This window comes from Kribbella sp. NPDC020701, assembly GCF_055562215.1.
In genome coordinates this window covers 37,485-55,751 of sequence record NZ_JBVHFT010000031.1, presented here as the reverse complement: position 1 = coordinate 55,751, position 18,267 = coordinate 37,485, and the positions used below count along the sequence as shown (strand labels likewise).

General features: G+C 68.2%; 22 protein-coding genes. 4 read left to right on the top strand and 18 right to left on the bottom strand.

The annotated features are described in order from the left end of the window. Positions 1-322: 322 nt before the first annotated feature. From ACZ3HV_RS42165 to ACZ3HV_RS42125, 9 genes are all read right to left on the bottom strand, one after another. On the bottom strand, positions 323-1,492 hold the full coding sequence (locus ACZ3HV_RS42165) for an AAA family ATPase (protein WP_465693336.1): 1,170 nt from the start codon (positions 1,490-1,492) through the stop codon (positions 323-325). A gap of 79 nt (positions 1,493-1,571) precedes the next feature. Then, complete coding sequence (locus ACZ3HV_RS42160; protein ID WP_465693334.1) at positions 1,572-2,408, bottom strand: hypothetical protein; 837 nt, start codon at positions 2,406-2,408, stop codon at positions 1,572-1,574. Beyond that, positions 2,409-3,137: a CDP-alcohol phosphatidyltransferase family protein gene (locus ACZ3HV_RS42155; protein ID WP_465693332.1), complete on the bottom strand. Its 729-nt coding sequence runs from the start codon at positions 3,135-3,137 to the stop codon at positions 2,409-2,411. Between the two features lie 180 nt (positions 3,138-3,317). Further along, a complete protein-coding gene (locus tag ACZ3HV_RS42150) occupies positions 3,318-3,758 on the bottom strand; it encodes a nitroreductase family deazaflavin-dependent oxidoreductase (RefSeq protein ID WP_465693330.1) in 441 nt (146 codons plus the stop codon). A 37-nt stretch (positions 3,759-3,795) separates the two neighbouring features. Beyond that, positions 3,796-4,170, bottom strand: a complete 375-nt coding sequence (locus tag ACZ3HV_RS42145; RefSeq protein WP_465693328.1) for an ArsR/SmtB family transcription factor — start codon at positions 4,168-4,170, stop codon at positions 3,796-3,798. Continuing rightward, positions 4,167-4,601 carry an SRPBCC domain-containing protein gene (locus tag ACZ3HV_RS42140; RefSeq protein ID WP_465693326.1) on the bottom strand — a complete coding sequence of 145 codons (435 nt, stop codon included), beginning with the start codon at positions 4,599-4,601 and terminating at the stop codon, positions 4,167-4,169. The genes ACZ3HV_RS42145 and ACZ3HV_RS42140 overlap by 4 nt, the downstream gene beginning before the upstream one ends. 51 nt (positions 4,602-4,652) lie before the next feature. After that, positions 4,653-5,114, bottom strand: a complete 462-nt coding sequence (locus tag ACZ3HV_RS42135) for a hypothetical protein (protein WP_465693324.1) — start codon at positions 5,112-5,114, stop codon at positions 4,653-4,655. A gap of 36 nt (positions 5,115-5,150) precedes the next feature. After that, entirely contained in the window at positions 5,151-6,245 is a 1,095-nt protein-coding gene (locus ACZ3HV_RS42130) for a PP2C family protein-serine/threonine phosphatase (RefSeq protein WP_465693322.1), read from the bottom strand. A gap of 63 nt (positions 6,246-6,308) precedes the next feature. Beyond that, positions 6,309-7,136: an Fpg/Nei family DNA glycosylase gene (locus ACZ3HV_RS42125; protein ID WP_465693320.1), complete on the bottom strand. Its 828-nt coding sequence runs from the start codon at positions 7,134-7,136 to the stop codon at positions 6,309-6,311. A 10-nt stretch (positions 7,137-7,146) separates the two neighbouring features. On the opposite strand from ACZ3HV_RS42125, the gene ACZ3HV_RS42120 reads away from it, so the two are divergent. Next, positions 7,147-7,341 carry a hypothetical protein gene (locus ACZ3HV_RS42120; RefSeq protein WP_360370717.1) on the top strand — a complete coding sequence of 65 codons (195 nt, stop codon included), beginning with the start codon at positions 7,147-7,149 and terminating at the stop codon, positions 7,339-7,341. Here ACZ3HV_RS42120 and ACZ3HV_RS42115 read toward each other — a convergent pair. The 3 genes from ACZ3HV_RS42115 to ACZ3HV_RS42105 all read right to left on the bottom strand — a co-directional run bounded on the left by ACZ3HV_RS42115 (position 7,305) and on the right by ACZ3HV_RS42105 (position 9,253). Then, positions 7,305-7,772: a ribose-5-phosphate isomerase gene (locus tag ACZ3HV_RS42115; protein WP_360370714.1), complete on the bottom strand. Its 468-nt coding sequence runs from the start codon at positions 7,770-7,772 to the stop codon at positions 7,305-7,307. The genes ACZ3HV_RS42120 and ACZ3HV_RS42115 overlap by 37 nt on opposite strands. Positions 7,773-7,792: 20 nt before the next feature. Next, entirely contained in the window at positions 7,793-8,563 is a 771-nt protein-coding gene (locus tag ACZ3HV_RS42110; protein WP_465693318.1) for a serine hydrolase, read from the bottom strand. A 75-nt stretch (positions 8,564-8,638) separates the two neighbouring features. Beyond that, positions 8,639-9,253, bottom strand: a complete 615-nt coding sequence (locus ACZ3HV_RS42105; RefSeq protein WP_465693316.1) for a mycothiol-dependent nitroreductase Rv2466c family protein — start codon at positions 9,251-9,253, stop codon at positions 8,639-8,641. A 111-nt stretch (positions 9,254-9,364) separates the two neighbouring features. Between ACZ3HV_RS42105 and pepN the strand changes: the two genes are divergently transcribed. The 3 genes from pepN to ACZ3HV_RS42090 all read left to right on the top strand — a co-directional run bounded on the left by pepN (position 9,365) and on the right by ACZ3HV_RS42090 (position 13,496). After that, a complete protein-coding gene (pepN, locus tag ACZ3HV_RS42100; RefSeq protein ID WP_465693314.1) occupies positions 9,365-11,938 on the top strand; it encodes an aminopeptidase N in 2,574 nt (857 codons plus the stop codon). Positions 11,939-12,019: 81 nt separating this feature from the next. Continuing rightward, entirely contained in the window at positions 12,020-12,550 is a 531-nt protein-coding gene (locus ACZ3HV_RS42095) for a hypothetical protein (protein ID WP_360370703.1), read from the top strand. A gap of 361 nt (positions 12,551-12,911) precedes the next feature. Beyond that, a complete protein-coding gene (locus tag ACZ3HV_RS42090; RefSeq protein ID WP_465693312.1) occupies positions 12,912-13,496 on the top strand; it encodes a hypothetical protein in 585 nt (194 codons plus the stop codon). Here ACZ3HV_RS42090 and ACZ3HV_RS42085 read toward each other — a convergent pair. The 6 genes from ACZ3HV_RS42085 to malQ form a co-directional block, all read right to left on the bottom strand. Then, on the bottom strand, positions 13,466-14,062 hold the full coding sequence (locus tag ACZ3HV_RS42085) for a GNAT family N-acetyltransferase (RefSeq protein ID WP_465693310.1): 597 nt from the start codon (positions 14,060-14,062) through the stop codon (positions 13,466-13,468). The genes ACZ3HV_RS42090 and ACZ3HV_RS42085 overlap by 31 nt on opposite strands. Beyond that, a complete protein-coding gene (locus ACZ3HV_RS42080) occupies positions 14,059-14,457 on the bottom strand; it encodes a DUF5130 family protein (RefSeq protein ID WP_465693308.1) in 399 nt (132 codons plus the stop codon). The genes ACZ3HV_RS42085 and ACZ3HV_RS42080 overlap by 4 nt, the downstream gene beginning before the upstream one ends. Further along, on the bottom strand, positions 14,444-14,725 hold the full coding sequence (gene ctaJ / locus ACZ3HV_RS42075) for an aa3-type cytochrome oxidase subunit CtaJ (protein ID WP_465693306.1): 282 nt from the start codon (positions 14,723-14,725) through the stop codon (positions 14,444-14,446). The genes ACZ3HV_RS42080 and ctaJ overlap by 14 nt, the downstream gene beginning before the upstream one ends. 79 nt (positions 14,726-14,804) lie before the next feature. Beyond that, on the bottom strand, positions 14,805-15,308 hold the full coding sequence (locus ACZ3HV_RS42070; RefSeq protein ID WP_465693304.1) for a hypothetical protein: 504 nt from the start codon (positions 15,306-15,308) through the stop codon (positions 14,805-14,807). A gap of 81 nt (positions 15,309-15,389) precedes the next feature. Next, a complete protein-coding gene (locus ACZ3HV_RS42065) occupies positions 15,390-15,989 on the bottom strand; it encodes a lytic polysaccharide monooxygenase auxiliary activity family 9 protein (RefSeq protein ID WP_465693302.1) in 600 nt (199 codons plus the stop codon). 122 nt (positions 15,990-16,111) lie between these two features. After that, the gene (malQ, locus tag ACZ3HV_RS42060) at positions 16,112-18,229 is read right to left on the bottom strand and encodes a 4-alpha-glucanotransferase (RefSeq protein ID WP_465693300.1); all 2,118 of its coding nucleotides are present in this window, start codon (positions 18,227-18,229) and stop codon (positions 16,112-16,114) included. Positions 18,230-18,267 lie beyond the last annotated feature (38 nt).

Sequence of the window (18,267 nt, the reverse complement as noted above, 5' to 3'; positions counted from 1 at the left end):
AACAACGACAGGCGGGTGGCCTCCGACCTGCCCGACCACCTGAACGCATTCGACCCCTCGAACCGCGAGCGTCCGAGCAAGCAAAACCGCTGCGCGCAGTCCTAGCCGCCGACGAGGTCGCGGTCGCGGTCGCGGTCGGACAACCCTCCAACTCAGTGGGCAGCCCCTCAGTTGGAGGGTTGCCCACTGAGAATCTGACCGGGCAACCCTCCAGGTGAGTGGGCAAGCGGGCGAGAAAGCACCGGCCGACAACGTGCGCCCGCGGGTCCGCGAACCCTGGGGCATTACGCACACCGGGCGTCGAGTCGGCTCGACGTGGAAATTAGCGCGAGGCCCATTTCCACGGCGGCTCGTCGAGGGGGCGTTGGTCGGCGATGGTGGTGGCGCCGCGGTCCTTGACCAGTTCGATGGTGTGCAGGTCGTCGACGAGCGCATCGAGTGCGGCGACGAAGGGCCGGGAGTGGGTGACCACGATGACCTGGGCGTCCTTGGCGGCGGTGACGACCAGATTCGCCAACGCAGGCAGGAGATCCGGGTGCAGGCTGGTCTCGGGCTCGTTGAGGACGAGCAACTCCGGCGGTCGCGGTGTGAGCAACGCAGCAACCCACAACAGATATCTGAGCGTCCCGTCCGACAACTCGGCACCTGACAACGGCCGCAGCAGTCCGTGCTGCCGGAACGCGATCTCGAACCTTCCTTCGGCGTTGAGGATCTCGACCCGGCTCCCCGGAAACGCCAGTTCGATCGCGTCGTCGAGCTCGCCCTTCGCACCGATCTCCCGAATCGTCTGCAAGGCGGCCGCGAGGTCAGCGCCCTCCGGATCCAGGATGGGGGTCCGCGTGCCGATCTGCATCCGCCGAGCGGGGGCATCCGCGTCGGTCCGCAGATGGTCGTAGAACCGCCAGGCCCGCATCCGCTCCCGCAATGCGAGCAGTTCGGGCGCTCGCTGAGGGTCGGCGAACTCGCTGAGCATGCTGTCGAACGGCTGCAGCACATGTCCGCCGTCCTGCCACGAACCGTCGCTGTCCCGGATGCGTGCGCCGCCGCCACCTCGCTCCATCAGCAGCGCGGCAGGTCGCAGGAACGGCCCGGCCCAGAGCGACTCCCGCTTGATCTCGGGGTCGAGGTTGAACGCCGATGCCTCGTTGCGTACGCCGAGAGTCGGGATCGGCATACCGAAATCCACCGCATAGCCGTAGTCCTCGGACGCGAAGCCCATCCGCAGTGCCACCGGCGCCGTCCGCACCGTTCCTTGGACGGGTCTGTCTTTTCGCACGTGCTCCGGACCGGCCCAGAGGGTCGACTGCAGGCCACCTTCGCGCGCGAGGGCCGCGATCGCGCCGTTCCGGGAGGCGTCCGCAAGCAATCTGAGCGCGCGGTACAGGCTGGACTTCCCGGTCCCGTTCGCTCCGGTCACGACGTTCAGCCCGCGCAACGGCATCACCACGCGCCGCAAGGACCGGTAGTTCTCCACAGCCAACGTGGTCAACATGCCGTCAACCTACAGTCGCCCGCAGACAGCCCCCAGCCGTTCCACACGACGGGCGGGCGCGTGGCGTGGGCCAGGTGATCTAGGACTTGACTGATTCGAAGCGGACGAGGATGAGGGCGCCGGCGGCGGTGAGGAGGAAGCCGGAAATGGCGCCGGGCCACCAGCCGGCGCGGACGGCGTCGTCGAGGACGAAGACGCCTACGGCGGCGGGGGTGATGGTTTGGAGGGCGATCATCGGGGTGGTTGCGAGCGTGACCGATCCGCGTTGCAGGGCCAGTGAGTAGAGGAGGAACGCGAGAGCTCCGCTGATCGGGAGGGTGTACGTCGTGGGGCTGCGGAGGAGCTCGCCGATCGAGCCGTCCTGGAGCAAGCGGGCCGAGATCGCGACGCCGGCGTACCCGAGGCCGGCCAGGAGGCCGAGCAGGGCGGTGGAAACGCCGTGTTGCGAGCGGCTCGCGAGGGCGCCGAGGACGGCGATCGTGACGAGGCCGACGATGATGCCGATCGTGAGGCCGTGATGCTCAGCGCTGTCCCCCGCGTTGCCGGCCGACACCGCCAGCAGGCCGAGGCCGACGCAGACCGCGATCACCGCCGACCATTCGAGCGCGCTGAGTTGGTCCGACATCAGGCGGGTGGCGAGCAGGGCGGTCACGACCAGGCTGGCCGCGATGCCGGCCTGGGCGAGGTACAGCGGAAGGAGGCGCAAGGCAACGAAGTGCAGCGCGAAGCCGGCCAGGTTCAGCACCAGGGCACCGAGGAACGCGGGCTGCTTGAGCAGCGCGACCACGAACCCGCCGAGCCGCCTCGGGTCCAGCTCGGACTCGGTCGGGACCTTGCGCGAACCGACCGCCTGCAGGATCGAGGCGACACCGAAGAGCACCGCGGCGCCGAGCGCCGCGCCGAGACCAAGAACCACTCAGCTGACCTTGCGCCTAGGTGCCCAGAAGGTGAGGTACAGGCTGAGGATTCCGTAGTACAGGAGGTAGGAAAGCGAGACGGCGACCACGATCGTGTTGGGGTCGGGCATCTGTGCCAGCAGTACGGCGTACGCCGCGAGCCAGATCGCGGTGGTGATCAGGTTCAGCGAGCGGAACACCTTGGTCCGCGACGGGTAGATGTACTTCACCGGGATGAAGACGAGCACCGAGCAGACCACCAGGATCACGCCGGTGGTGACCGGGCTGAGGCCGAGGACGACCACGTAGAACGCGACCACGTTCCAGTAGCTCGGGAAGCCGAGGAAGAAGTGGTCGTCGGTCTTCGCGTCGACCCGGCAGAACTGGTAGCTGGAGGCAAGCAACGGCAGCGCCGCCAGCACCGCGCCCCAGGCGCCGTTGGGCAGGTAGTCCCCGCTCCAGAGCAGCACGATCGGGGCGAACGCGTAGGTCAGGTAGTCGACGATGTTGTCCAGCATCGCGCCGTCGAACCACGGGATGGTCTCCTTCACCCGCAGCCGGCGCGCGAGCATGCCGTCGGTCCCGTCGATCACCAGGGCCGCGAGGCCGAGCCAGAGCGCCCGGACCGCGTCCCCGTCGATGGCGGCGATGACGATCAGTAACGCGAGCACCGTTCCGCTCGCGGTATAGGCATGCAGTGCCAGTCCGGCCAGACGCAACCGCGTCGACCCGACGAACGGTTCCTGCACCGCGTCGTGTGTGGTCAGGACGACTCCCAGAACTCCGTCGACGCAGCGCGCCGGGCCGGATCCATTCGACCCCGCCGTCGCCAGCGTCTCACAGGCCTGGGCCCGACCCGGTGACCGGCCGTCGTCCCACGCCGGATCTGTGCGCGGACTTAACGGGCCCGCGCACGCCCGGTGGATCGGCTACTTGATCGGGTCGAGCACGAACAGCGGGATCTTCCGGCTGGTCTTGGTCTGGTACTCCGCGTACGGCGGGTAGGCGGCGACGGCCCGCGTCCACCACTCGTCGTACTCGGCACCCTCGATCTCGCGGGCGACGTACTCCTTCGTGACGTCGGCGTCCTGGAGGGTGAGCTTCGGGTCGGCCTTCAGGTTGTAGTACCAGACCGGGTTCTTCGGTGCACCACCAAGCGACGCGACGGCGGCGTACACACCGTTGTGCTCGACACGCATCAACGGGACCTTCCGGATCTTGCCGGACTTGGCGCCGCGCATGGTCAGCAGCACCACCTTCATCCCCATGATGTCGACCGCTTCGGTGGTCCCGGCCTCGGTGACCTTGTCCACCTGGTTCCGGACCCACTCGGCCGTGCTCGGCGCGTACTCGTCGCTGTGCGATGTCATAGCACCCATAGTAATGGTGACGCGTCATCAACAACAGTCACGGCATGTCGCGGGTCTCGACCTCCGGCGCCGAGGGTTGCCTGAGCGCTGCCTCGATCTCCGACGTTTCGGCCAGTTCGGTGATGACGGCCAGGCGGTGGTCCCATTGGGCGGCCACGTCGGCCATCCAGGCCGCGGTGGCAGTCAGGGCCGCGGGGCGTAGCTCGAAGCGTACTTCGCGCCCCTCGCGCCTGCTCTCGACCAGGCCGGCATCGCGCAGGACGGCGAGGTGCTGCACCACCGCCTGCCGGGTCACCGGCAGCTCGCTCGCCAGTGAGGTTGCCGTCCGTCCACCGCCGGTCGCCAGCAACTCCACCACTATCCGCCGGGTCGGATCCCCCAGCGCCTCGAGCACCCCGTCAACAGTCGTCACAGCGTAGGCGCCAACTCCGTCAGGGCCGCGAGACCGCCATCCCAACCCTGTGCGGACTCGTCGGCCCGCTTGAGCCGCTCCTCCGCCGACACGTCCAGCCGCTCGAACCCGGACTCCACCACCCGCAACCGGGTGCCCTCGCCTTCCGGCGTCAGCGTGAACTCCACCAGGTTCGAATTCCCCGGTGCGGGCACGACGCCCGGGTCGACGGCGTACCGATACGCGAACCGCCGCCCCGGCTCGACCTTCTCCACGAAGCCGAGATACTCACCGTGCTCATCCCAGCGCATCACCAGCCGCCCACCCGGCCGCAGATCGATTTCCACCCCACCGAACGCATACCACCGGGCAAACGCCTCGGGCTGCGTCACCGCGGCCCAGACCACCTCCGGCCGAGCCTCGACAAACACCTCACGCTCCACGCTCTCCATACCCACAACCGTGTCACGCCGGAACGCAATGTGCAAGTCGCTACTTGCACTTCACAGCATGCAGGACTGCAGCTGAGTGGCAGTCGCGATCGTCGCTTCGATCCAGCGGCGGCGGAGGAAGTGCGCCTTGAGCAAGCGATGTACGCCGTCGAGGACGACCAGGCGGCCGCGGTACGCAACGAGGTTGATCGGATGGTCGAGGTCAGCATCCATCACCCGCTGGTAGTGCGCGCGGAAGTTCATCGGGGTCTCGGCGACCTGGTTCGGCGTGACCTTGAAGCGTTCGCCGTCCAGCTGCCACAGCGGCAGGTCGAACAGCCAGACCAGGTCCGCGATCTCGACCGGTTCGACCTTCAGATCGAGCGCCCACAGCTTCTCCAGCTGCCACCGGTCCGGCGGGAACACCTCCCGGACCGCCCCCGGCATCATCGCGACCAGTTCCTCGAACGACACCTCCGGCGCCGCCCGATCAGAGTCCTGGCCGAAGGTGTCGCCCAGCCCATCGATCGTCACGACGGAGCAGGCTACGCCATCGCGGGAGCGACGTGCCTACGCGTGGGCCATGCGGTGGATGATGACGATCGCGGAGTCGTCGCCGGGCCCGCCGGCAGACGCGACGAGCTCTGCGGCTCCGCCCTCGAAGCCGTGTGCGACAAGGCGTTCCGCGTGCCCGACGAGCCGGTCGGTGCCGCGGCCGATGTCGCGGCGCGGAGTCTCGACCATGCCGTCGCTGTACAGCAAGAGTGCGTCGCCGGGCTTCAACTGCCCGTGGTTCACCAGGAACTCCGGTGCGTCCACCAACCCGAGCAGCGGGCCGTCCGCGTCCCGCGTCTGCCACCGCCCTGACCACGCGTCGAACTGAATCGCCGGCGGATGGCCTGCCGTGCGTACGTCGAACTCCCCGGTCCGCAGGTCGATCGCGACATGGACGACCGTGGCGAAGTCGTCGTCCCAGTCCTGTCGGCGCAGGTAGTGGTTCGCCGAAGGCAGGAACTCCTCGACCGGTACGACGCCGAGCAGTCCACCGAACGCACCCGACAGCAGCAGCGCCCGGGTCCCGGCGTCGATTCCCTTGCCCGAGACATCGACCAGCGCGACCTCGAGCAGGTGGTCGCGGGTCGTCGACACCACGAAGTCACCGGAGAACGTCGAACCGCCGGCCGAGCGAATCGCCACCTCGGCCAGCCAGCCGGCTGGCAGCGGCGGCAACTCGCCTTGTGCGGTGAGGGTGTCGCGCAACTCCATCAGCATCGACTCGCCACGTGTGCCCGGCACTCCGAGCCGGCTGCGCACCTTGGCACTGGTGAGCATGATCCAGGCGACAATCAGCAGGACCAGCACGAAGCCGATCCGGGGCAGCGTCGGTCCGCGGGACAGGACGACGTACGCGCCGAAGATCACCGTGATCACGGTGAGCGCCACCAACTCCCGGAACCTCAGCAGCAGGCCGCCGACCACCAGCGGGATGATCAGAAAGGACGCCGGTACGAAGGTCTCCCAGGCCAGGCCGGAGACGGCGAAGACGATCGACGTCAGCGTCAACGCGACGAAGGCGAGCCGATGGGATCGGCGGGCGCGTCGGCCCAGCGTTTCGACCAGGCTGCCGATGCGTCGTACCTGCGCGAGCGCGCCGCTCCTCCTCATGGTGTGAAGAAGATAACGGCACGACCCGGTCCGTGCATCCGGCCGTGACACAACTGATGACTGTCAGCTCTTGCGAGTGAGTCCGGTGCGCTGGCATTTCGGGCACCAGAACAAGTTGCGGCCGGCCAGGATCTCGGTCCGGATCACCGAGTGGCAGACATGACAGCGTTGCCCTTGCCGCCGGTACACGTACACCTCGCCGCCATGATCGTCGCTGCGTGGATCCCGGCCCATCGCCTCGGGCGTGTGATCGTCGGCGACCGTGTCGATCCGGCCGGTCTCGACGCCGTACTTCATCAACTCGAGCAGGTCGTCCCACATGCCCTGCCACTCGCGCTTCTTGACCAGGTTGCCCTGCGTCATGGGACTCAGCTTGGCCCGGAACAGCACCTCGGCGCGGTAGACGTTGCCGACACCGCTGAGGACCTCCTGGTCCATCAGCAGCCGGCCGATCGGCAGCTTGCTGCGATGGATCCGCTTCCACGCCAGCTCGGGGTCCGCGTCGTCGCGCAGCGGGTCCGGGCCGAGTCGTGCGATCAGCGTCTCGCGTTCGCCGTCGGTCAGCACCTCACACACGGTCGCTCCGCGCAGATCGGCGTACGACGTCGCGTTCTGCAGGCGGAGGCGGACCTGGCCGACCGGTTCGGGGACCGGTGCGGCCATGATGTCCATCTTGCCGATCAGCCCGAGGTGGATGTGCAGCCAACCGGCGCCCTCGAAGTCGGCGAGGAAGTGCTTACCGTGAGCCTCGGTCTGCCGCAGCACGTGCCCGTTCAGCAGCATGGCGCCCTCGACGAACCGGCCCTGCGGGCTGGATGTCTGGACCGGGCGGCCGCCGAACGCATCCCAGACGTCGTTCGCCAACCGGTGCAGCGTGTGACCTTCAGGCATGATTCCTCATATGGGGACGACAAGTGGTTCCAAGGGCCGGAGTGGTCCGCCCACTCCGGCGGTGGTCGGCACCGGCCGGTCGATGCGGGCTCGCGACGTGTCCCGCCCGCGTCAGCCGGTCAACCGCCGTACGACGGCGCCGAACGACGAGACCGACCAGTCGAAGCGTCAGGAGACCGGCGGGAGCACACCGGTCGACTCGTAGGCCGACAGCATGTCGATCCGGCGGGTGTGCCGATCCTCGCCGGAGTAGTCGGTCGCCAGGAACGTGTCGACGAAGCCGGCCGCCTCCTCCTCGGAGTGCATCCGCGCGCCCACGCTGATCACGTTGGCGTTGTTGTGCTCGCGGCCGAGCCGTGCGGTGTCGGTGCTCCAGGCCAGGATCGCCCGGACCCCCTTCACCTTGTTGGCGGCGATCTGCTCGCCGTTGCCGGAGCCGCCGATGACGATGCCGAGGCTGCCCGGCTCCTCGACCACTCCCACACCGGCCCGCAGGCAGTACGGCGGATAGTCGTCGACCGCGTCGTACACGGCCGGGCCGTGGTCGACGACGTCGTGCCCGGCAGCTGTCAGGTGCTGGACCAAGTGGTTCTTCAGTTCGAAGCCGGCATGGTCGGAGCCGATGTGCACTCGCATGGCCAGAAGTCTCGCATCTCCTACCGGCGATCCGGCACGCCGGGCACGGTCAGCGACCCGGTCAGCCGCGTGACCTCGGCGTAGGCCTTCTCGTACTCCGTTCCCGGCGGGTGCAGCGTGAACACGGCGACGATGGCTCGGTCGTCCGGCCCGACGGTCCCGGTGGTGTGGAGTGCGTCACTGACCAGGTCCACCAGGGACTCCGGCTTCGCCCGGTCCTTGGCGTAGCCGCTCGACCCGTGGAATCCGGACCAGCCTTGTTTGATGCTGAACTCCGGATCGAAGACCGATGCGATCCCGAAGTACTGGTCGAAACCGTCGGTGCCATAGCGGGTCGCCTGGTGCAGCAGGTCCATCACGTACTTGCGTACGGGCAGCGGCGCACGGTCCAGGATGTATCGATAGACGCGGACCGTGTCAGCGGGCGTGATGGCGACGTACCCCCAGAAGCCCGGATGGGTGGCGGGCGGCCCGGCCGTGTGGGTCAGGCCGAGCCGCGCCACCATCCGATCGACGATCGCCGCACCGCCGAGGTGATCCCAGTAATAGCTCGCCGCGTCGTCGTCACTGCTCCGCAGCATCACCTCGAGCCGGCTCTGGTCCGCCGCCGGCACGTCGTCCGCCGGGCCGCGATCCCAGAGGTAATCGAGCACGATCAGCAGCTTCACCACGGACGCCGAACGGAATTGATGATCGGCGTTCACCTGCTGGACGAACTGCCCGGTGTGACGGTCGAACACGGCGATACCGACGGGCAGTTCGTCACGCAGGGTCATCTGGTACCTACTCACCACTCGACGAAGTTCTTGGTGAGCAACTTTCACCGACGGGAGCGGGCGAATTCAACCCTTGAACCACAGACCGAATCAGTCGAAGATCGGCCCGCGATCCCGGGTCCGCTTGATCTCGAAGAAGCCCTCGGTGCCGGCCACGAGGCGGACGCCGTCCCACAGCTTGCCGGCCGCCTCACCCTTCGGCGCCGGGGTCACCACCGGCCCGAAGAACGCCGTGCCCTCGACCGCGATGACCGGCGTACCGACCTCCATGCCGACCAGGTCCATGCCCGCGTGGTGCGACTTCTTCAGCGCATCGTCGTACCGGTCGGTGTCGGCGGCCTCGAGCAGCGAGGCCGGCAGCCCGACCTCCTCGAGGGCCTCCTTGACCACATCACCCTTGCCGTCGCCGATGCCGCGGCCGGCGACGTGGATGCGCTGGCCGAGCGCGGTGTAGAGCGGCAGCAGCACCTCGTTGCCGTGCGCCTGCTCGGCCGCGATCAGCACCCGGACCGGACCCCACAGGTTGCGCAGATTCTGCTTGTACTTCTCGTCCAGGTTGTCGCGTCCATCGTTCAGGACGGCCAGGCTCATCACGTGCCAGGTCGTCTTCACATCTCTCACCTGCTCGACCTCGAGCATCCAGCGAGAGGTCATCCAGGCCCAGGGGCAGGCCGGGTCGAACCAGAAATCGGCAGAGGCAGTCATATTCCCCATCATACAAAGTTGAAGAATCGTAGATACCGGCTTGGTATCCAATACCCAATGTCGCGGGGAAACCCTCAGCCAAGCCGACAGCCAGGTGCATAGGATGCCGACATGCCTGGAACCAACCTCACGCGCGACGAGGCGCGGACCCGCGCCGGCGTGGTCAGCGACGTCACCTACACGGTCGAACTGGACCTGACCACCGCCCCGAGCGGCACCCCGACGTTCCCGTCGGTGACCACCATCACCTTCGCGGCCGAAGCCGGCGCGAGCACCTTCGCCGACCTGATCGCGGAGAAGATCCGCGAGGTGCGGCTGAACGGCGTGGCACTGGATCCGGACACGGTGTACGACGGCGCCCGCATCCAGCTGGACGGTCTGGCCGAACGCAACGAGCTCACGGTGGTCGCCGACTGCCTGTACTCGCGCACCGGTGAAGGGCTGCACCGCTCGGTCGACCCGGCCGACAAGGAGACCTACCTCTACACGCAGTTCGAGGTGCCGGACGCGCGCCGGGTGTTCGCCACGTTCGAGCAGCCGAACCTCAAGGCCCCTTTCACCTTCACCGTCTCCGCACCGGCCCGCTGGGTCGTCATCTCGAACGCTCCGACTCCGGAGCCCACGCCGTACCAGGGTGCGAACGGCGAGGAGCTGGCCCGGTGGGAGTTCCCGCCGACCGAGCGGATCTCGACGTACATCACCGCTGTGGTGGCCGGGCCGTACCACGTCGTCACGGACACCTACGAAGGGGCGCACGGGTCGTACCCGCTGTCGCTGCTGTGCCGTCCGTCGCTCAAGGAGGCGCTGGACGTCGACGACCTGTTCGAGGTGACCAAGCAGGGCTTCGAGCTGTTCGAGAAGGCCTTCGGTACGCCGTACCCGTTCCACAAGTACGACCAGGCGTTCGTGCCGGAGTACAACATGGGCGCGATGGAGAACGCGGGCTGCGTGACGCTGCGGGACGAGTACATCTTCCGCAGCCGGACCACGCACGCGGAGCTGGAAGCCCGCGCGAACACGGTGCTGCACGAGCTCGCGCACATGTGGTTCGGCGACCTGGTCACGATGACCTGGTGGGACGACCTGTGGCTGAACGAGTCGTTCGCCGAGTGGGCCAGCCACTGGGCGCAGGCGGTCGCGACGACCAAGTACGACGGTGCCTGGACGACGTTCTGCAACGCCCGGAAGAACTGGGCCTACCGGCAGGACCAGCTGCCCTCGACGCACCCGATCGCGGCCGACATGGTCGACTTCCACGCGGTCGAAGTGAACTTCGACGGCATCACCTACGCCAAGGGCGCGTCCGCGCTGCGGCAGCTGGTCGCGTTCGTCGGTGAGGACACGTTCATCAAGGCGCTGAAGGAGTACTTCGCCGACCACGCGTTCGGGAACACCGAGCTGGCCGACCTGCTCAAGCCGCTGGAGAAGGCGTCCGGCCGCGACCTGGACGACTGGACCGAACGCTGGCTGCGGACCGCCGGCGTCAACACGCTGCGGGCCGACTTCGCCGTCGACGCCTCCGGCTCGTTCACCTCGTTCGCGATCGAGCAGACCGCGGCCGAGAAGTTCCCGGTGCTGCGGCCGCACCGGCTGGCCGTCGGCCTGTACCGCCGGACCGCCGAAGGCCTGGTCCGGACCGAGCGGTTCGAGGTGGACATCGACGGGCCGCGCACCGACCTGCCCGAGCTCACCGGCGCCTCCCAGCCGGACCTGGTGCTGCTGAACGACGACGACCTCACCTACGCCAAGATCCGGCTGGACGAGCGCTCCCGGGCGACCCTGGTCGAGTCGATCGACCAGCTGACCGAATCGCTGCCCAGGGCACTCGCCTGGGGCGCGGCCTGGGACATGACCCGGGACGCGGAGATGCCGGCCAGCCAGTACGTCGGCATCGTGCTGCGCGGGATCCGGGCCGAGACCGACCTGACCGGCGTACGGTCCCTGCTCGGCCAGGCGACCAGCGCGATCAACCTGTACTCCGCACCCGAGAACCGCCCGGCCCTGCGGGCTCAGTTCGAGGAGGCGGTGGCGGGCCTGCTCGCCGACGCCCAGCCGGGGAGTGACCACCAGCTCGCCTTCGCCCGCGCGTACAGCTCGGCGACCTTCTCCGACGCCGGTGCCGACCGGCTCGCCGGCTGGCTGGACGGCCGCGACCTGCCGTCGGGCCTGGTCGTCGACACCGACCTGCGTTGGACGCTGATCGTGGCGCTCGCACGGCTCGGCCGGATCGGCGCGGACGACATCGCGGACGAGCTGACCCGCGACACCACCATCACCGGGCAGGAACGGGCCGCCCAGGCCCGCGCCGCCCGGCCGACCGCCGAGGCCAAGGCGGAGGCCTGGCAGATCGCGGTGGAGTCCGAGGACACCCCGAACGAGACGCAGTTCCGGACCATCCTCGGCTTCCAGCAGCCGGGCCAGGAGGACCTGCTCCGGCCGTACGTCGGGAAGTACCTGAGCGCGGCCAAAGACGTGTACACCCGCCTCGGCTCGTCGATGGGCGAGAACGTGCTCGTCTACCTGTCGCCGCGCCACCTCGCGGACCAGGCCGCACTGGACGCCTTGACCGAGTGGCTGGCGGCGGAGTCCTCGTCGGTCGACGCCCCGACGCTGCGCTACGTCACCGAGGCGCAGGCCGATCTGACCCGGGCGATCGCCGCTCAGGCGCAGGACATCGTCGCCTGAGCTGCCTCGATCACTGCCGGTCTCAGCCGCGGCTGAGACCGGCAGTGTCGCGTTGGACCTCGGTGCGGTAAGACTGGGGCGGTGCCTGCCTCTGATCCCGCCTTGGCTGGTGCGGCAGCTGTTGCGCTGACCGGACTGGCAGAGGCCTATCGACCCCGCCCGGTGACTCCGCTGATGCCATGGCGCTATCCACATCGCCTGGTGAAGCCGTACGTCGTCACCGCCCGCGGACGGCAGTGGGACGACCAGATGGTCGAGGCCGCGCGCGCCACCGCGACCCGGCAGCTCGAGTTCGACGACGCGATGGGGTCGCTCGGCCTGGCCGTCGTCGTACTGCACCTGGGCGAGGACGGCATCTACCTGGTCGTGCAGAGCTGGGCCAAAGACTTCCAGTCCCGCCTCAGCATCTTCAGCGGTATGGAGGTCGACGACCTCCGTCCTGCCCCGATCGGCGCGGCTCCGTGCGTGTGGGAACTGGAGGTTCTCAGTCACGAGCGCGCCTCGTATGTGCGGCACATCCTCAGTTCCGGAGTCGACGTCGACGCCTGGCTGGACGACGCCCTGGACACCCGGCCCAGCCCCAAGCGCGACGGAATCCCGTCCGGCACCTGACCGTGATGGTTCGACTGCTGCCGGTATGCGTCAAACGAATGTTCGTCGGCGCATTGTGATGACTCGGCTGCGGGCGGCAACTCCCCTACGGTAAAAGAGATTCTGCCCACCTGAGAGAGGCTCACTTATTCGGTCGTTCGGTCTAAGCTGCCTGCGGTATATCCATCCAAAGGGAGTCTGGGGAGGGGCCCGTGCCGTGACACCCGTCGATCACCGGAAGCCGCCCGCCCGGGCCGCGCGGAGACATCAGAAGCCTCCCACCGCCCAGGCCCCCGCCGGACAACCCGCCCCGCGACGCAGCGATCCCCCGCCGCGGCAGCGCAGGGCCCAGCGTTCGCACAGTGCGGTCGGTGCGGCGATCGTGGCCGCGGCAGCACTGGTCGCGGTGTTCGCGTTCATCCTGACCAAGGGATCGTCCACGCCGGACGAATCCGGTGACGGCTTGCGGCTGGGCGTCGTACCCGATGGTGGAGCAGCGGGAGCGCCCGCCGCGCCGGTGGCGACCGCGGACGGGAACACCACCAAGGCGGACCGCAATCCGGCGCCCGCGAACACGGCACCCAAGACCGCGCCCAAGACGCAGACCAGTACGCCGCCGCCGGTGAACACCGGGGCCACGTCGCCCGTGTTCAAGCGCGGGCAATGGATCGCGATCCTGGACAAGTACCCGACCGACGTCGGCATGGACGCGGACCAGACCGCGAAGAAGGCCGCGGCCAAGCTGATCAAGGCCGGCGTACCGGCCAAGGCGATGCTCGTCGAGGGGCAGTATCCGGGCCTCGCGGACAGTTCGATGGAGCCGATCACCGACACCTGGGTGCTGTATCTCGGTCCCGGAAAGTCGTCGGAGCAGATGCTCGACCTCTGCTTGGATCCGAAGACGCAGCGCGCCTACCCCAACTCGGCCTGCCCGACCTACGAGCCGGCGGACGCTTCCGGCGGCTGATCGACGTTGTCGGTCGCCAGCCGCGCGTGCAGGTGGGAGTCGTGCCGCTGACCGGTCGGCTCGACGTAGTAGTCGCGCATGGTGCCCTCGAGCTGGAAACCCGCCCGCAGTGCGACGCGGCATGAGCCCTCGTTGACCAGTGCGTGGTCCAGCGACAGGCGATGGAGTCGGAGTCCTTCCGGTGCGAAGGCCCAGCGGGCTGCCGCGTCGAGTGCGCGGGCTGCGAGCCTCCGGCCGCGGGCGGCGGGGCTGACCCAGTACGCGACCAGGGCCTGGTCCGGGACTCGGTTCACGTCGCGGACCGACACGCTGGCCAGCACATAGTCGGTCGTTGCGTCTGCAACCGCGAAGACGGCGCTGCCACGCGCCCAGCCGTCGATGCGGGGCGCCAACCACGTCAGGGCGCGCTGGTCCGCCGGCGTGCGAATGACCGCCGTACCAGCGGTCCAGCGGAGGATGCCTGGGTCCCGCAACGCTTCGGCCACCGCAGTCTCGTCAGTCGCCACGAAGGGACGCAGTACGACGTCGTCCAGCTCGATGCGGTGTGGCTGCAGGGCCGGGGTCACTGCTGGTGCGGCTCGTTGGCGTGCAGCAGCGGGGCCTGGTGCCCGTGCTCGCCAAGCTGCTGTACGCCGGTGACCAGACCGCCGGTGAGGTCACCGGTGGCGAACGACGTCTGCATGGCTAGTGCGGCCAGACCGGCAGCAGTGTCCGAGAGCTGCCGCCTGGCCTGCGAGCCGGTGACGATCTCGAGGCGGCGGCCGGCCGGGTCGACGTACACCAGGACGCTGTGGTCCGGGTCGTCCAGCTCGTTCAGCAGCTCCAGGGCGAACGGACGGGTCTCGGAGTCCGCTCCGCCGACGTACACGGAGAAGTTCAGGCCGGAGACTTCCTCGGCGTGCCGGACCGCCCTCTCGATGTCGTAGAGCTGGTCCGGGGTGAATGCGTCACCAGCTGGCACTTGCGCCTCCGGTCGTACGGGCGACGCCGGTGCCGGCGGTCGCGGTGGTCCCCGGCGCGCCGGGCAGCTCGGGCAGGTGGGCCGGGTCGGGCTTGGTCGCGGTCGGACCGTTGATCCAGACCGGCGGAGCCCACCAGGACAGCCCCGGGCGGTAACGCGGGCCCTGTGCGATGGACGACGCGAACACGAGCAGCGCCAGCACCGCGACGACCAAAGCGGGAATGCCGACGAACACCAGCAACGTGTGGCCGGAAACTTCAGTGATCACGCCCCGAAGCCTAGTACTCCACCCCCGCGCCCACTCCAGTGGCTCACTCACCTGGAGTGGACGCAGGCGCCACAACGACTCAGCAGCCGCCGCAGTTGTAGTAGGTGATGTCCCAGTGGTTGCCTTCGTCGGCGTAGATGTTGCCGGCGCCGGAGCGCCACTGGGCGGCGCCGTCACCGCGGTTGGCGATCCGGGTGAAGGTGTTGTGGATGTAGTTGCCGACACACGTGTACTTCGTGATGTCGACCTTGTAGCCGTTGCGGTGGCTGTAGGTTCCGCTGGCGTGACCCGTCTCGGTCCCACCGGTGATGTTCACCGCGCACCCGCTCGCCTGCTTCAGGGTGCGTACGCCGTACACGGTGGAGTCGTTGATGTTGGTGAACGACGTACAGGTCGGGTTGTTCCAGTCGGAGCAGCCGCCGCTGGACGACCAGGTGATGCCGGCGGCGCTGAAGATCGCGGTCGCCTGGGAGTGCGTCAGCTTGGTCAGCGCGGAGGCCTGCTCGACCACCACCACCGCGGGCAGCAGCCCCGCGAGGACGGCGACCACGGGGATGAGGACACGTCGGAGTACGGATTTCATGGGGACACTCCTTGAAATACGGGGCGGATATTTCAAGGAGTGCACTTCCCGCGAAAGATATTGGCGAAACCTCCGGTTGAATCAGAAATTGACATCCGAACACTGATAGAAGGCGTTCGCCGTGTCGTTGATGGTCCAGACCGCCAGGATCATGTGCCGTCCGGTCCGGCCGCTCGGCAGTGTTCCGGGGTGGGAAACGTCGTTCGGCGGCCGGCCACCGTTCATCGTTACGGTCAGGAACGGGTTGAGGTCGAGCGTCGCTCGCGTCAGCGGAGCGTTCTGATCCCAGCCCTGCTTGGTCATGTAGTACTTGAAGTCGGTCGTCGAGTGCGGTGCGGTCAGGTGCCAGGTGAACGTGTAGCCCGCACCGGCGGTCAACTCAGTCGCCGGCCAGGCTCCCCCACGCTGATCGTCCAACTCATGGAACTGGGACAGCCCGGCCGAGCAGAGCACACCGTCCGCCGGACCCGAGGCCGGGAAGCCCTTCGGCCCTTCGACACTCTGCGGTTCCCACTGGATCTGGCCGCAGTTCTGCACCGCGCCGTTCTGGCAGAGCTTCGCGCGGCTGATCGGCGAATTCGTCCAACCGTGCCCGTAGGCGAGCGGGACGGACGTACTCACCATCAGCGCGAGCGCACCGACGGCAATTCCGGCCAGGCTGAGCTTGCGTTTGCGCAGCATGGGACAACTCCTTCAACTGTTGGGGCGGAGAGACAGCGAAGGAAGGCGCCTTCTTGATGACAAATAGAAAACAACCGTTCAAATCTATTGTCAACGGTTCGTGAGCGACCGTGTACAGAAAGCTAGATGTTCAAAGCACCGATCAGTCGGCGTAGCCGCTGGTTGTTCGGCAGGTCCTCAATGAGTACCGGTTGACCGTCCGGCCCACCGAGCGGGATCCGCCAGTTCGGGTATTCGTCCGTGGTCCCCGGCTGGTTCTGCGTACGACGCTCCCCCACGGCATCCGTGAGTGCCACACCGACCAGCTTCGCCGGCGTGTGAGCGACGTACCGATGGAGTGCCTCGACGATGCGCTCGACGTCGCCGTCGGTGTTGCTGAGCAGATGCCGCTCGCGCAGTGCGTTCAGCCAGGAGTCCCGCTCGGCCTCATCCACCTCGAGCTCCTCGGCGGCCGGCCTGGTCAACAGACCGAGCTGGTTACGGAGCTCGACGTGGTCGCCCGCGAGGTACCCGGCCGTCGGCGGTAGGTCGTGCGTGGTGACCGTGGCCAGGCAGAGCTCCCGCCAGCGCTCCGGCGCCAGCGGGTTGCCCTTCGCGTCCCGCTCGAACCACAGCACCGACGTACCCAGAATGCCGCGCTCGGTGAGGTAGTCCCGCACCCATGGCTCGACCGTGCCGAGGTCCTCCCCGACCACGGTCACGCCGGACCGCATGGCCTCGAGGACGAGGATGCCGACGAGTGCCTCGTGGTCATAGCGCACGTACGTGCCCTCGGTCGGCCGCTCCGGCGACGTCACCCACCAGAGCCTGAACATGCCGAGGATGTGGTCGATCCGCAGCCCGCCGCCATGGCGCATCACAGCCCGGACCAGGTCCCGCCAGGCGGCGTAGCCGGTCTCGGCCAGCGCATTCGGCCGCCATGGTGGCTGCGACCAGTCCTGACCCTGCTGGTTGAACGCATCCGGCGGCGCACCGACGTGGATGCCAGGTGCCAGCACGTTCTGCAGCGCCCACGCGTCCGCACCATCCGGATGAACGCCGACAGCCAGGTCGTGTACGACGCCCAGCGACATGCCGGCCGCCTTCGCGCGGGCCTGGGTGCGCGCCAGCTGGTCGTCCAGCTGCCACTGCAGCCAGCAGTGGAACTCGACCGCGTCCGGATTCTCGTTGCGGAAGGCAACAACGGCGGAGGACATCGGGTCCCGCAGGTCCTCGGGCCACTTGCTCCACTCCGGCCCGTGCACGTCGGCGACCGCGGCCCAGGTGGCGAAGTCGATCAGCCCCTGGCTCTCCCGGTCACAGTAGGCGCCGTACTCCGCGATCCGGCCGATCGACGGCCGGACGCCGAACAGCAACTGCAATGCCTCGCGCTTGGCGGCCCAAACGGTGTCCCGGTCCAGTGCGTTCGGATCCTCGCTCAGTGCCCGCGTCTGCAGGCTGAGTGCCCGAACGCGATCGCGCTCCGCCGGCGCGAGGTCGCCGTACTCGTCGATGTCCTCGACGCGCAGGTAGATGGGGTTGGCGAAGCGCCGCGAGGCCGGAAGGTACGGCGAGGGCTCCATTCGACCGGCCGTCTCCGCAGCGTGCAGTGGGTTCACCAGGACGAACCCGGCACCCAGATCGTGAGCCGACCAGGCGGCCAGGTCGGCCAGGTCGTGCAGGTCACCAATCCCCCAGGACCGGCGCGAGCGGACCGAGTACAGCTGCAGCACCCAGCCCCAGGTGCGGTGCAGGTTCTCCGGCTTCAGCTTGGCCGGTGTCACGATCAGCGTGCTGACCGAGATCTCCGGACTGCCGCCGATCCGCGCACACAGCCGGTGGTACCCGAGCGGCAGATCACCCGGCAGCTGGAACGTCGCCTCACCGATCTGAACGCCGTCGACCCACTCCGGCTCGACCAGGTGGTCCTGCTGCGGGATGTCACGCCGCTGACCGCCGTCCTCCAGGTCCACCCACACATCGACAGCGGACCCGTGCGGCAGGTGTACGGCGAACCAAGGCGTCCATCCCTCCCGCATCACCACAGTGGCGGGCAACGTACGACGCCAACGGGCCTGCTGGTGCTCCGCCAGCGCCTCGGCCGCCTTGTCCGGTGTCGACGCGTCCACACCGAGCGCCGCGAGTACTGCGGACACGACCTCGCTGGGGACGATCACATGCTCGCCTTGCCAGTTCCAGTACTCCGTCGCCACGCCATGGGCTACCGCTAGCTCGACAAGGGCCGGAGTAGGAGCAGTCACCTCAGCGAGTCTGCCGTATCAAGGCCTCAGCCGTGTAA